Origin of the sequence: Ancylobacter sp. G4_0304 (genome assembly GCF_047501495.1) — a bacterium.
Lineage (GTDB): Bacteria > Pseudomonadota > Alphaproteobacteria > Rhizobiales > Xanthobacteraceae > Ancylobacter.
Map to the genome: position 1 here is coordinate 33,595 of NZ_JAZDRM010000008.1, position 12,754 is coordinate 46,348.

The 12,754-nt window shown below is 67.5% G+C and carries 11 protein-coding genes; 2 read left to right on the forward strand and 9 right to left on the reverse strand.

The window, feature by feature from the left end:
• Positions 1–20 precede the first annotated feature (20 nt).
• The 5 genes from murJ to pncB form a co-directional block, all read right to left on the reverse strand.
• Positions 21–1,556 carry a murein biosynthesis integral membrane protein MurJ gene (gene murJ, locus VRZ77_RS06385; protein WP_414591829.1) on the reverse strand — a complete coding sequence of 512 codons (1,536 nt, stop codon included), beginning with the start codon at positions 1,554–1,556 and terminating at the stop codon, positions 21–23.
• 206 nt (positions 1,557–1,762) lie between these two features.
• Positions 1,763–2,929, reverse strand: a complete 1,167-nt coding sequence (locus VRZ77_RS06390; RefSeq protein ID WP_414591830.1) for a DegT/DnrJ/EryC1/StrS family aminotransferase — start codon at positions 2,927–2,929, stop codon at positions 1,763–1,765.
• A 14-nt stretch (positions 2,930–2,943) separates the two neighbouring features.
• Positions 2,944–3,939, reverse strand: a complete 996-nt coding sequence (locus VRZ77_RS06395) for a Gfo/Idh/MocA family oxidoreductase (protein ID WP_414591831.1) — start codon at positions 3,937–3,939, stop codon at positions 2,944–2,946.
• A 143-nt stretch (positions 3,940–4,082) separates the two neighbouring features.
• Positions 4,083–5,459 carry an SH3 domain-containing protein gene (locus tag VRZ77_RS06400; RefSeq protein ID WP_414591832.1) on the reverse strand — a complete coding sequence of 459 codons (1,377 nt, stop codon included), beginning with the start codon at positions 5,457–5,459 and terminating at the stop codon, positions 4,083–4,085.
• Between the two features lie 398 nt (positions 5,460–5,857).
• The gene (gene pncB, locus VRZ77_RS06405) at positions 5,858–7,150 is read right to left on the reverse strand and encodes a nicotinate phosphoribosyltransferase (RefSeq protein WP_414591833.1); all 1,293 of its coding nucleotides are present in this window, start codon (positions 7,148–7,150) and stop codon (positions 5,858–5,860) included.
• Between the two features lie 128 nt (positions 7,151–7,278).
• Between pncB and VRZ77_RS06410 the strand changes: the two genes are divergently transcribed.
• Positions 7,279–7,527: a hypothetical protein gene (locus tag VRZ77_RS06410; protein ID WP_414591834.1), complete on the forward strand. Its 249-nt coding sequence runs from the start codon at positions 7,279–7,281 to the stop codon at positions 7,525–7,527.
• Positions 7,528–7,567: 40 nt separating this feature from the next.
• Here the strand turns inward: VRZ77_RS06410 and VRZ77_RS06415 are convergent, their stop codons facing one another.
• From VRZ77_RS06415 to VRZ77_RS06425, 3 genes are all read right to left on the reverse strand, one after another.
• Positions 7,568–9,139 (reverse strand): DHA2 family efflux MFS transporter permease subunit, encoded by a 1,572-nt coding sequence (locus tag VRZ77_RS06415; protein WP_414591835.1) that lies wholly within the window; start codon positions 9,137–9,139, stop codon positions 7,568–7,570.
• A 136-nt stretch (positions 9,140–9,275) separates the two neighbouring features.
• Positions 9,276–10,436 carry an HlyD family secretion protein gene (locus VRZ77_RS06420; RefSeq protein ID WP_414591836.1) on the reverse strand — a complete coding sequence of 387 codons (1,161 nt, stop codon included), beginning with the start codon at positions 10,434–10,436 and terminating at the stop codon, positions 9,276–9,278.
• 11 nt (positions 10,437–10,447) lie between these two features.
• Entirely contained in the window at positions 10,448–10,906 is a 459-nt protein-coding gene (locus tag VRZ77_RS06425; RefSeq protein WP_414591837.1) for a MarR family winged helix-turn-helix transcriptional regulator, read from the reverse strand.
• A 188-nt stretch (positions 10,907–11,094) separates the two neighbouring features.
• On the opposite strand from VRZ77_RS06425, the gene VRZ77_RS06430 reads away from it, so the two are divergent.
• A complete protein-coding gene (locus tag VRZ77_RS06430) occupies positions 11,095–12,192 on the forward strand; it encodes an alkene reductase (protein ID WP_414591838.1) in 1,098 nt (365 codons plus the stop codon).
• A gap of 23 nt (positions 12,193–12,215) precedes the next feature.
• Here the strand turns inward: VRZ77_RS06430 and VRZ77_RS06435 are convergent, their stop codons facing one another.
• The gene (locus tag VRZ77_RS06435; RefSeq protein ID WP_414591839.1) at positions 12,216–12,689 is read right to left on the reverse strand and encodes an HXXEE domain-containing protein; all 474 of its coding nucleotides are present in this window, start codon (positions 12,687–12,689) and stop codon (positions 12,216–12,218) included.
• Between the last annotated feature and the right edge of the window lie 65 nt (positions 12,690–12,754).

The window sequence follows — 12,754 nt, forward strand, 5'->3', positions numbered from 1 at the left end:
ATAATCGGCGCAGCTGGGCCTCAGGCGCGGCCGCGCACCAGCGCCTTCATACGCTTAGCGCCGATAAGGCCGAGACACAGCCCGACATACACGACGCCTCCTGCTGCAATGCACAATGCCAGCAACGCTTCATTTTTCAGGGCCGGAAGCCCGGCGAACATTACCTCTCCTGCCCAGGCGGCACCAGAGAGCGTGGCGGCGAGGATGAGGACGATGACCAGGAAGCGCGGCAGCATGCCGAGCAGCGCCGCATCGCCGCACCCATAGCCGCGACGATAGGCGAGCACGATGAGCAGCCCGACGCTGATCCAGCCGCCAACCGAAGTGGCGAAGGCCAGCCCGACCTGCGCGAAATCGTGCATCAGCCAGAGCTTGAGCGCGATGTTGATCGCGGCGGCCGCCAGCGTCGCCATCACCGGCGTGCGAGTGTCCCCGCGCGCATAGAACGGCGCCATCAGCGCGCGCATCACCACGAAAGGCAGCAGGCCGACGCCATAGGCCGCGAGCGTCGCCCCCGCGGCGGCCGCCGCCTCCCCGGTGAAGGCGCCGCGCAGGAACAGCCCCCGCATGATGATCTCGGGGATCGTCAGCACCGCCGCGAGGAAGGGCAGCACCAGCAGGACGGTCAGTTCGATCGCCCGCGCCTGCGCGTGGCGTGCACCCTCCTCGTCCTCCGCCGCGATGCGCCGCGACATTTCCGGCAGCAGCACGATGCCGGCGGCGATGCCGATGACGCCGATCGGCAACTGGTTGATACGGTCGGCATAGAACAGCGCGGCGATCGCCCCTTGCGGCAGGAAGGAGGCGATGATGGTGTCGGCGAACAAAGCGAGCTGCACGCCGGCCGAACCGATGATGGCCGGCCCGAGGGCGACCAGGAACCTGCGCATTTCGGGATCGAGGCGCGGGCGGGCGAAGCGCAGCCCCAGCCCATGGGTCTCGGCATCGAACACCAGCAGGCCGAGCTGGAGAAAGCCGGAAATCAGCACGCCCCAGGCCGCCGCGTCGCCGGCGGTGGGAAACAGCCCGGCGACGCTCAGCGTGCCGACCATGGCGACGTTGAGCAGGATCGAGGCCGAGGCGGCGGCCCAGAACCGCTCATTGGCGTTCAGCACGCCGCCAACCAGCGTCACCAGCGCGATCAGCCCGAGATAGGGAAAGGTGATGCGGGTGAAGCCGAGGGTGAGTTCATAGCGCTCGGCGTCCTCCGACAGCCCCGGCGCCAGCGTGCCCACTACCCAGCCGGTCGCCGCCAGCGCGAAGACGAGCAGCGCAACTTGGACGATCACCACGCCGGTCAGGATTTCGCCGGCGAACAGCCGGGCGCGTGCGTCGCCCTCCTGCGTCTTCACCCGGGCATAGGCCGGGATGAAGGCGGTGTTGAACGCGCCTTCCGCGAAGATGGCACGGAAATGGTTCGGCAGGCGGAACGCGATGTAGAACGCATCGGCCACCGGCCCCGCGCCCAGCACCGCCGCCATGACGATGTCGCGCACGAAGCCGGTGAGGCGGGAGAGCAGCGTCCAGCCGCCGACCGAGAAGATGGAACGAATCATGGGACGTCTGCCGAGCCTTCAGGGTGCCGGACCCTAGCCAAGCCCGCCCTTCCCCGCCAGCCGGTCGGGATAAGGAGACGTCCTCACGGAGTCGGCCATGGCGAGGTCGATTCCGAGCGACAGCAGCGGGAGTGCCGCGCCAATACCGTCATACGCGAACAGACGCCTCTCGTCGCCTTACCGACGAGAGGCTTCCCCCGGCGCTACTACTTCCCCAGCGCGCGGCGAACCGCGGCGATCACGCGGTCCTGCGTCGGCGCGTCGATATAGGCGTGCATCGGCAGGCTGATCACTTCGCCGGACAGGCGCTCACACACCGGCAGGCCGTTGCCGGCCGAGGGGTAGTGCTTGTAGGCCGGCTGCTGGTGCATCGACAGGCGATAATACACAGCGGTCGGCACGCCGTCCTTCTGCAGCGCGGCGCCGAGCCCGTCGCGCACGCCTTCGGGCAGACGGATCGTGTACTGCGCCCATGTCGAGGTCGCGCGCGGATCGACCGCCGGGACGATGCACACGTCCTTCAGCGCCTCATTATAGCGCTCGGCGACCTTCTGGCGGGCGGCGATCTCGTCGTCGAAGATCGAAAGCTTCTCCAGCAGGATGGCGGCCTGGATGGTGTCGAGCCGGCCGGTCATGCCGATGCGCACGTTCTGGTACTTGTCGACGCCCTGCCCGTGCTCGCGCACGCTCTTCAGCACCGGCACCAGATCGTCGTCATTGGTGAACACCGCGCCGCCGTCGCCGAAGCAGCCGAGCGGCTTGGCCGGGAAGAAGCTGGTGGCGCTGGCGTCGCCGAACGAGCCGGTGCGCCGGCCGTTCCAGGTCGCGCCGAAGCCCTGCGCGGTGTCGCACAGCACTTTCAGCCCATGCGCCTCCGCGATGGCGTCGATGGCGTCCATGTCCGCCGGCTGGCCGAAGAGGTCGACCGGAACCACGACGCGCGGGGTCAGCCCGTTGCGCTTGGCCACTTCGATGGCGGCCTCCAAGCTGGCCGGGTCCATGTTGAAGGTGTCGGGCAGCACGTCGACGAAGACCGGCGTCGCGCCGACCCACGGCACCACCTCGGCGGTGGCGCAGAAGGTGAAGGCTGGGCAGAACACGGCATCACCGGCCTTCACGCCCCAGGCCATCAGGATCATCGCCAGCGCATCGGTGCCGCTGGAACAGGAAATGGCGTGCTTGGCGCCGGCAAAGGCGGCGAGCTTCTCCTCAAGTTCCTGAACCTCGGGGCCGTTCACGAAGCGGCAATGGTCGAGCACCCGCGCCACCGCGTCGTCGATGCGCGAGCCGAGCCGGGCGCGCTGCGAGGCGACGTCGATGAACGGGATCGGCGCGAGGTTCGCTGCGCTCTCGGTCTTCACATGGGAGTTCATGGTCTATCCTTGGCTCAGCCGGCGGCGCGGACGAGGGTGGGCGCGACGGCCGGCGCAGCCTCCGGGCCTTCGAGGCAGCGAATGGCGGTGGCGATGCTGATGACACCGTCCTCGCCGCTGACGGCCGGCGGCTTCTCGCCCCGGATCGCCTGCAGGAAGTGGGTCAGTTCCACGCGAAGCGGCTCGGCATAGGCCACGGGCAAATGGCGCATGCTGTAGCTGCCGTCCGGACGGTAATCGAAGCACTCGGTCACCTGCCGGGTCAGCAGGTCGCCGATGACGTATTTGTTGCGGGTCGCGACATGCACCGTGCGCGCCTTGAACGGCGTCAGCCAGTTGGTGTTGATGTGCGCGAGCACACCATTGGCGGTGCGGAACTGCAGCAGCGCGATGTCCTCGCGCTCGGCGACCGCCGCCTTCACCTGCGGCTGCACCTCGGTGATGTACGATCCGGTGAAATGGCAGATCAGGTCGATGTCGTGCACGGCGAGATCGATCACCACGCCGACATTCGACATCCGCGGCGGAAACGGGCCGACGCGGGTTATGCCGATCGAGAGGATTTCCTCGCCCTTGATCGCCTTGGTGATCGCCTCGACCGCCGGATTGAAGCGCTCGACATGGCCGACCATCAGCGCGACGCCGCGCGCGCGGGCCGCTGCGACGATAGCCTCGCCTTCCGCCACCGTCGGGGCGATCGGCTTTTCGACCAGCACATGCAGGCCGGCATTGATGGCGGCGATGGCGACATCGTGGTGCAGATGGGTCGGTGCGGCGATCACCACCGCCTCGACACCGAGCGCCACCAGTTCGTCCAGCGAGCCGACCGCCGGACAGCCGAGCATGCCGGCCGCCTTGTTGCGCTGCACCTCATCGGGATCGGCAATGGCGACCAGTTCCGCACCCGGCAGGTCGGTCAGCACGCGGGCATGGTTGTACCCCATCACGCCGACGCCGAGCACGCCGACGCGGATTGCTGCCGGGGCCTGCTCGCTCGCGCTCTTCGCCATTTGTCCGATCCTTCGCGACTTTCAACGGCCGGGGTCTAACACGCGCCCCCCGGACGTGGCGAGGCGGCGCTCCCCATTCGCGAGCCGGCGGGCCTTCAATAATTGATTCAGGATGTTACCGCCGCCCTGGCCCGCGCCGGCGATCAAGGCGTATCGGATTCCGCCTCAGGCTCGCCATCAGCCGCGGCGTCAGACGCGCCGCTCGTCGCCGCGGCTGCGCCCACAAAGCTCTTGTAGACGAAGCCGCGCTTGCCGTCAGCGATTACCTCGCACCAGCTGGTGCAGGCGACGAGTTCCACAGTGCGGCCGGCAGGAATATTTCCGATCGGCGCGGAGCCCTTTTTCGGCGCCGCACGCATGGTGACCGGGCGGCGAATCGTGGCCGAGCCCACAGGCTCGCCGCCGAACGGCGCACCGGGGGCGGCGGCCTCCGGAGCTGCAGCCGCACGGGGAGCGGGCGGCGGGGCATCGGCGGGTAGAGTAGCCTCCGGGTCGACCGCGGCGACCTGCTTGGTGGGCGCGGGCGGCGGCAGCGGCGCCTGCTTGGGCAGGGTCACATGCGCCTCGGGAGCCGGCGCCTCGGGCGCGGCGAAGGCGCTCACGGAATCGGGCAGAGCGGGAGCGAAGCCGCCGCTGGGTTCCGTGCCCGGCGGATCGGCGCTCAGCAGGGTAACCGGCGTGGCCGGCGTGACCCCGGCGGCAGGCGCGGCGACCGCGCTGGCAATCGCGCTCGACGCGTTTTCAGCGGCCGGCTTCGCCGCGACCACGGCCACGGGCTCCGGCGCGGGCATCGCCATCGGCAGGGCCTGAGTCGGGGCGACGCTGGCGATCGCGGCATTGCCGATGGCTTCCGGCGCCACCGTGGCCTCGTCGCGGCCGACGACGGATTGCAGCAGCGACAGACCGCCGCCGACCACGCCGATGAACACGGCGAGCACGCCGAGGCGCTGCCAGGTGATGACGTCCTTGGAAGCGGCCCGGCGGCGGCGCGCGGAATCGCCCTCGCCAGCGGCATTGGCGGCGCCGAAGGCGCGGCGGCGCGGCGGAGTGGCGATGTCGGACGTGGCGGCCGGATGCGGCCGGGCGGTCGAGGCCGGTTCGGGCGTCCCGCGCGCAGGGATCATGCCGTCGACCTGACCGAGCGCGGCGATCATGCCGCGGACTTCGGAGAGCGGTTTGGGCGGAGCGCTGCGTTCCGGCAGCACCGGGCGCTGCGGCGCGACACGAATCGGACGCGCCGATTCGGGCGACGGGGGCGCGGGTTCCGGCGCAGCGGCGGCCGGACCCGCCTCGGCCGATACCGGCGGCGGCGCCGGGTCGGCAGGCGCAAGAGACGTTACTTCCGGCTCGCCCGATTCCTCGACGGGCAAATAGCCCGCGCCCGGCGGATCGATCCGCGCCGGGGCGGCGGCCGCGTCGGCGGCGCGCTGCTGCTCCAGCGCGTTCATGATGGCGCGGAAATCGCTGACAAGCGACGTCGAGAGCCCAGACCCACGCGGCTCCTGAGATGAGATCGACATGGCGCCGATCACCCTACATGATGCGGCGGCTGGAGCTGGAAGCGCCCCACCGTGCGGCAGACTGCCGGGAAAGAGCCAGTGCCGGAGCGGGCCAACGACCTGCGGCATGCTGCGATGCCCCTGCCAGTTTCCTCGGTCTCGCGGCGATCAGCACTTCGCATCCGGTACTTCCAACTCTCTGCGGCGGCCGACAGTGGCCGCTTCCCTGCGCGGGCATCCCCTGCATCACGTCATATTGCGGCACCTTACCGGCACTCAACGCTTTGATGCAAGAAAGACACACGGCTTATTTTTCACCTTGCCCACCGATTGCGGCAACTCTGCGCCGGTTTTCGCGCCATCCATTGCAGGCTTACTGAATTACCTCCAACCTAAACCCTTCCTCTGGCCGAGAATCCTCACACCAGAACGGCCCGGCGCTCCTGCTCCTCGACATCGAAAATTTTCTTGTAGCGCTGGATCGCCTCGGGCGGCCCCATGGCCTTGGTCGGGTTGTCCGAGAGCTTCACGGTCGGCTGGCCGTCGGCGGAAATCACCTTGCAGACGATGGAGATCGGGTCGAGCGCGCCATCGGGCGCGAAGCCCCGGAAATCGTTGGTCAGCAATGTCCCCCAGCCGAAACCCATGCGCATGCGGCCATGGAAATGGCGGTAGATGCGCTCCACGTCGTCGATGTCGAGCCCGTCGGAGAAGATGGCAAGCTTGGTGGTCGGGTCCTGCCCGCGCGCGCGCCACCAGGCGATCGCCTCCTCGCCGCCTTCGATCGGTTCCTTGCTGTCAATTCGGATGCCGGTCCAGCGCGCCACCCAGTCGGGGGCGTGCCTGAGGAAGCCGGTGGTGCCGAAGGTATCGGGCAAAATGACGCGGAGATTGCCCTCATAGTCCTGCTGCCAGTCGGCGAGCACGCGATAGGGCGATTGCGCGAGTTCCTCGTCGCTCTTCGCCAGCGCGGCATAGACCATGGGCAGCTCATGGGCGTTGGTGCCGGTGGCCTCCACCTCGCGACGCAGCGCGATCAGGCAGTTCGAGGTACCCAGAAAGCGCTCGCCCAGCCCTTCCATCATCGCCTGCACGCACCAGTCCTGCCACAGAAAGCCGTGGCGGCGGCGCGTGCCGAAATCCGCGACGCTCGCCCCGCCCAGCGCCCGCAGTCGCTCCACCTTGGCCCAGACCCGTGCCATGGCGCGGGCGTAGAGGATCTGCAGTTCGAACCGCCCCATGGTGCGCAGCACGGCACGCGAGCGCAGCTCGTTGATGATGGCGAGCGCGGGGACCTCCCACATGGTGGTCTCGATCCACGGTCCCTCGAAGGTCAGCTCATACTGCCCGTCACGCTTTTCGAGGTGATAGGCGGGGAAACGGAAGCCCTCCAGCCAGGCGATGAAGTCGGGCGAGAACATCTGGCGCTTGCCGTAGAACATGTTGCCGCGCAACCAGGTCGACTCGCCGCGCGTCAGCGACAGGCCGCGCACATGGTCGAGCTGCTCGCGCAGTTCTCCCTCATCGACGAAATCGGCGATCCGCACATGGGAGGAGCGGTTGATGATGCCGAAGGTGACCCGCGTCTGGAAGTGACGGCGATAGATCGTCTGCGCCATCAGCAGCTTGTAGAAATCCGTGTCGAGCACGGAGCGCACGATCGGATCGATCTTCCAGGTGTGGTTGTAAACGCGCGTGGCGATGTCGATCATGAAGGCCCCTGCGGCAGTTGCTCCCTTCTAGAGCATGTCGCGGCGAATGTGCAGCCGCCCCGCGCGTGGCGCTTGCATCATCGAGCGGTGCCATATTACGCTGAGACAGATCATGCAGGATCAAGCCCATGCGCCAACCGATCATTGTCCCGAGCGTCGCGTTGTGCCTGTTTTCCGCCCTCCCCGCCGCCCACGCCGCACCGAGCTGGACATGCGAGGCGCCCGGCCTGCGCACCGCCAAATATGACGGTGGCGCCAAGGCTTATGTGCATCTCGACGGCTTCAGCCGTGGCGGCAATTACGCTGTGACGCGCAAGGGAAACGTCGCCACCGGCGTCACCGCCAACGGCACCAGCTTCACCTGTCGCCTGAAGTAGGAGACTGGGCCTGAAATAAGTCCGGCGACGGGTGCCGGGCTCAGTCCAGCACCTCGACATGCCCCTCGCCCGGCTTCTGCTTCGCCGGCGCCTTCATCAGCAAAAGCAGCAGCGCGGTCGGCAGCGTGATCAGCATCATGAACTTGAAGTCGTCGACATAGGCGATGACGGTCGACTGCCGGGTGATCTCGGCGTTCAGCGCGCCCAACGTGGCCGGGTTCGCAATGTTCCAGTACTGATAAGCGCCGGCAGCCTGGAGCATGCGGTTGAACGGCGTAACGTGCTCGGCGAGCGCGGCGTGCATGATCTGGGTATTCTGCGACAGCAGGAACGAGGTGATCGACACACCGATGGCGCTGCCGACATTGCGCACCAGACTGAACAGGGCAGTGCCGTCGGTGCGCAGCTCCGGTGCCAGCGTGGCGAAGGCGGTCACGGTCAGCGGGGTGAACACGAAACCCAGTCCCGCGCCCTGCACAATGCTGTTCGAGACCAGTTCGTATGTGCTCACATTCGGCGTCCATCCAGTCATCTCCCACAGGCTCCAGGCGATCAGCCCGAGGCCGAGCAGCATGATGAGGCGCGGCTCCGTCTTCGAGATGATGCGGCCGGCGACCATCATCGCCATCATGGTCCCGAAGCCGCGCGGCGCCATCAGCAGGCCGGCGGTCTGCACCGGGTAGCCACCGAGATTCTGCAGGTAGGGCGCCAGCAGCGCCGAGGTCGCCAGCAGCACCATGCCGATGGCGAACATAATCACGAGCCCGGCCGCGAAATTGCGGTCCTTGAACAGGCGCGGGCTGAGGAACGGCTTCTCCGCCGTGATCATATGCACGGTGAACAGATAGAGCCCGAGCCCGGCCAGCACGCCTTCCGCGATGATCTCGGTCGAGGAGAACCAGTCCTTCTGCTCGCCGCGGTCCAGCATCATCTGGAGCGCGCCGATTCCAAGCGCCAGCACGCCGAAGCCGATCCAGTCGAAGCGAAGCTTGTCGTCGCGCTTGCTGTCCTTCAGGAACAGCACCAGCCCCGCTGTGGCCAGCACGCCGAAGGGCAGGTTCACGTAGAACACGAAGCGCCAATTATAGGCGTCGGTCAGCCAGCCGCCGAGCGTCGGGCCGAGGATCGGGCCAAGCATCACGCCCATGCCCCAGACCGCCATCGCCTGCCCGCGCTGCTCTGCCGGATAGAGGTCGAGCATCGTAGCCTGCGACAGCGGCACCAGCGCCGCGCCGAACACGCCCTGCGCAAGGCGGAAGATCACCATCTGGGTCAGCGACTGCGCGACGCCGCACAGCATGGACGCCACCGTGAACCCGACCAGGCTGACGATGAACACACTCTTGCGCCCGAAGCGGGCCGACAGCCAGCCCACCGGCGCGGTCATGATGGCGGCGGCAACGATGTAGGAGGTCAGGACCCAGGTGATCTGGTCGGCGGTCGCCGACAGCGAGCCCTGCATGTAGGGCAGCGCGACATTGGCGATGGTGGCGTCGAGCGCCTGCATCAGCGTCGCCATCATGGCGCAGACGGTGACGAGGGTCCGTGTCAGGCCGGGACTTGTCGCATCCGGCGCCGCCATGGCGGCGGGAGCTGTGGTGGCGTTCATCATGGAGCACTCCGCGGCCGAGCCGGCGGTCGCATGCCGTGGTGGGGTCGGCGGACGAGAGGGTCCGGTTTCGGGTCGGAGACCTCTCGTCCGCCGCGCTCCGGCCGCCCGCGGGGGGCGATGGGGCGGCCGGAAGCGATCAGAGAATGTCGGTCAGCTTGCGCGAATGGCCGGTGTCGATATCGACCACCGCGCTCATGCCCGCGCGCAGCGGGGGATCGCTGTCGCGACGCTCGACCAGCACGCGCACCGGCACGCGCTGGACCACCTTCACCCAGTTGCCGCTGGCGTTCTGCGCGGGGAGGATCGAGAACTCGGCCCCGCTCGCCGGGGCGATGGTGCCGACCGTGCCCTTCCAGTCATGGTTGGGATAGGCATCGACGGTGACGCTCACCTCGTCGCCCGGCTTCACATAGGTGAGGTCGGTCTCCTTCACATTGGCGTCGATCCACACCTTGTCGTCGGAGATCAGCCCCACCGCGCCCTGATTGGTCAGCGCCGCCGTCTGAGCGACCAGATATTGACCGGGCTGGAGGCTGTCGACCTCGGTCACCGTGCCGGCGAACGGCGCGCGGATCGTGGTGTGGTCGAGCTGCCGGCGCGCCTCGTCGAGGCTGGCCTTGGACTGGAGATAGAGCGGGTGGGTCTCGACGTCGAAACCGGGGTCGCCACCGAGCTTGGCGAGCTGCACCGCGGCTTGCTGCTTCAGCGATTCCAGCTTGGCCTTGTCGGCATCGAGCGTGAACCGGGCCTGATCGTAGCTGGCGCGCGATAGGGCGGCCGGGTCCTTCACCAGCACGTTGTAGCGGTCGATCGTGGCCTGATCGTTGTTCAGCGTAGCTTCGGCGGCGGCGATGTCGCTCATCATGCGCTGGTAGTCGAGCTTGCGGCCTTCGAGATCGAGCTTCACCTCGTCGAGATTGGCCTGCGCGTTGCGCAGCGCGATCTCGTACTGGCGCGGATCGATCCGGAACAGCTCATCGCCGGCCTTGACGGTCTGACCCTCATGGACCGCGACCTCGGAAACGAGGCCAGAGACGTCGGTCGAGACCATCAGCTTGGCGGCGCGGATATAGGCGTCGTCGGTCGAGACATAGCGCCCGCCGCTCAGCCAGCCATAACCGGCGCCGAGCGCGACCAGCGCCACGCCGCCGAGCATCAGCGGCAGCCGCAGGCGACGACGGCGCGAGACAGGGGGCGCGGGCTTGTCGACGGCGGCGGGCAATTCCGGCGCAAGGCGCGACCCCTCGTCAGCAGAGGCATCCGGCAGGTCGGGCGGGTTCTTGGTGCGGTCGAGCATGGTCGTTCTCTTCACGATGCCGCGTCGAGGGGGCAGCGGCGGCCGCTCTCGACAAGGTTCGATTTCATCAGGCGCAGCGCGGCCTCCATGGCGGCGACCGTCTCGGGGGGAAGATTGTCCCCCAGCAGCTCCGCCATCATCTCGCGCCGCACCACGGCGATTTCCTTGAGGATCGGATCGGCCTCGGGCTTCAGGTGAAGCCGCCAGACCCGCCGGTCATTGGCGTCATGGCGCCGCTCCACAAAGCCGCGCGCCTGCAGCCTGTCGACGAGGCGAGCGACGGTTATGGGCTCCACCTCCACCAGTGCGGCCAGCTCGTTCTGGGTCATTCCCGGCTGGCGCTCCAGCTTGATCAGCAGCACCCACTGCGCACGCGTCATGTCGAAGGCCCGCGCACGCTGATCGAAGCGGATCCGCATCAGATGCGCCACTTCGTGCAGCAGGGTCAGAACATCATCGGGAAAAGGCATCGAACAGCATCCTCTAACGCGACATATAGTAAGCAACGTTATGATCACTTGCCATACCGTAAGCTATGCATATCGGGCATACCCGCAATGCGCCGGGCGAAACCGTCAGCAATATCGCGCGCGATGCACTAGCAGGATGGAGCGGGACACCTATGTCAGCCCACAACGCAACTTCCAGGATTTCAGACATGTCCACGACCCCCTCGCTGTTCGACAGCTATCGCCTCGGCGACCTCACTCTCTCGAACCGCATCGTCATGGCGCCGCTGACGCGCAACCGCGCCGTCGCCGGACTGGTACCCAATCCCCTCGCCGTCAAATATTACCGCCAGCGCGCCAGCGCCGGCCTGATCGTCACCGAGGCTACGCAGGTCTCCGACACCGCGCAGGGCTATCAGGACACGCCCGGCGTCTATACCGACGCGCAGGTCGCCGGCTGGAAGCCGGTCACCGAAGCGGTTCGTGCCGCTGGCGGGCGCATCTTCGTCCAGCTCTGGCATGTCGGGCGCGTCTCGCACCGCTCGCTCCAGCCGGGCGGCGCCGCCCCCCTCGCCCCGTCGGCGATCCGGGCCCAGACCAAGACCTATGTGAATAACGGCTTCCACGATGTCGACGAGCCCCGCGCGCTGGAGCTTTCCGAGATTGCCGGCGTGGTCGACGATTTCCGCAAGGCGGCCGCCAAGGCCATGGAAGCCGGCTTCGACGGCGTCGAGATCCACGGCGCCAATGGCTATCTGATCGACCAGTTCCTGCGCGACGGCGCCAACCAGCGCACGGATGCCTATGGCGGCTCTATCGAGAACCGCACCCGCTTCCTCAAGGAAGTGACCGCCGCGATCATCGGCGAGATCGGCGCGGCGCGCACCGGCATCCGCCTCTCCCCGGTCACGCCGGCCAACGGCCTCTCGGACAGCAACCCGCAGGCGCTGTTCAACCATGTGCTCGACGTGCTGGAAGACCTCAAGCCAGTCTATGTCCACATGATCGAGGGCGCCACCGGCGGCCCGCGCGACATCGCCCCGGACTTCGACTTCGAGGCACTGCGCAAGCGTTATAGCGGCACCTGGATGGTCAATAACGGCTATGACCGCGCCATGGCGGACAAGGTGATCGCGGAAGGCAAGGCCGACCTCGTGGCGTTCGGCAAGCTGTTCATCTCCAACCCGGACCTGGTGGAGCGCCTGAAGCGCGGCGGCCCGTTCAATGAACTCGATCGCGACCGGCTCTATGGCGGCGGCGAGCAGGGCTACACCACCTATCCGACACTGGAAGGCGCGGCGGCCTAGGACCGCCCGTCACCGAACCGGACTCAGGGCGACTGCCGGAAATAGGGCAGCGTCCTGAGCCTGAGTAGCAGGATCGGGAACGCCATCAGCCCCGCGCCGCCGGCGATCGACAGGCCGATGGTCCAGCCGTTCAGCAGCCCCTGCGCGCCCGCCGCGCGGTACATGCCGATCCCAACCGGATAGAAAAGCAGAACGGCCGTAATCGCGCCGGGCGAGAACCGTCCCTGCGCGGCGAAGATCGGCACGAGGTGGAAGAAGGTGGCGTTGATCAGCATCAGCGCCGCAAAACTCAGCGGCACCACAGGCAGCAGATAGCTCAGCTGGGCCTGCACCAGACCCAGCACGATGACGGCGGCATTGGTGATGTAGAAATCCGCCCACTCCACCGGAAGGCCAAGCACCTCCCGTGCCCAGCCGCGCCAGTCGAGCGAAAATTCCTCAAGGATGTGAAGCGCGTAGGCCGCGAGAGCCAGCCACGCCCAGATCTCCACCGTCATGATCTGACCGTCATGGCTCGATCCTCCGCATGCGAAGCATCGAGCCATGGGCGGACGGTGCCGTC

Bases quoted from the DNA above. Each gene is read 5' to 3' on its own strand.
- VRZ77_RS06420 (WP_414591836.1), bottom strand. From the start codon at position 10,436: ATGCTCGACCGCACCAAGAACCCGCCCGACCTGCCGGATGCCTCTGCT.
- VRZ77_RS06430 (WP_414591838.1), top strand. From the start codon at position 11,095: ATGTCCACGACCCCCTCGCTGTTCGACAGCTATCGCCTCGGCGACCTC.
- VRZ77_RS06435 (WP_414591839.1), bottom strand. From the start codon at position 12,689: ATGACGGTGGAGATCTGGGCGTGGCTGGCTCTCGCGGCCTACGCGCTT.
- VRZ77_RS06395 (WP_414591831.1), bottom strand. From the start codon at position 3,939: ATGGCGAAGAGCGCGAGCGAGCAGGCCCCGGCAGCAATCCGCGTCGGC.
- VRZ77_RS06390 (WP_414591830.1), bottom strand. From the start codon at position 2,929: ATGAACTCCCATGTGAAGACCGAGAGCGCAGCGAACCTCGCGCCGATC.
- VRZ77_RS06410 (WP_414591834.1), top strand. From the start codon at position 7,279: ATGCGCCAACCGATCATTGTCCCGAGCGTCGCGTTGTGCCTGTTTTCC.
- VRZ77_RS06415 (WP_414591835.1), bottom strand. From the start codon at position 9,139: ATGATGAACGCCACCACAGCTCCCGCCGCCATGGCGGCGCCGGATGCG.
- VRZ77_RS06425 (WP_414591837.1), bottom strand. From the start codon at position 10,906: ATGCCTTTTCCCGATGATGTTCTGACCCTGCTGCACGAAGTGGCGCAT.
- murJ (WP_414591829.1), bottom strand. From the start codon at position 1,556: ATGATTCGTTCCATCTTCTCGGTCGGCGGCTGGACGCTGCTCTCCCGC.
- VRZ77_RS06400 (WP_414591832.1), bottom strand. From the start codon at position 5,459: ATGTCGATCTCATCTCAGGAGCCGCGTGGGTCTGGGCTCTCGACGTCG.
- pncB (WP_414591833.1), bottom strand. From the start codon at position 7,150: ATGATCGACATCGCCACGCGCGTTTACAACCACACCTGGAAGATCGAT.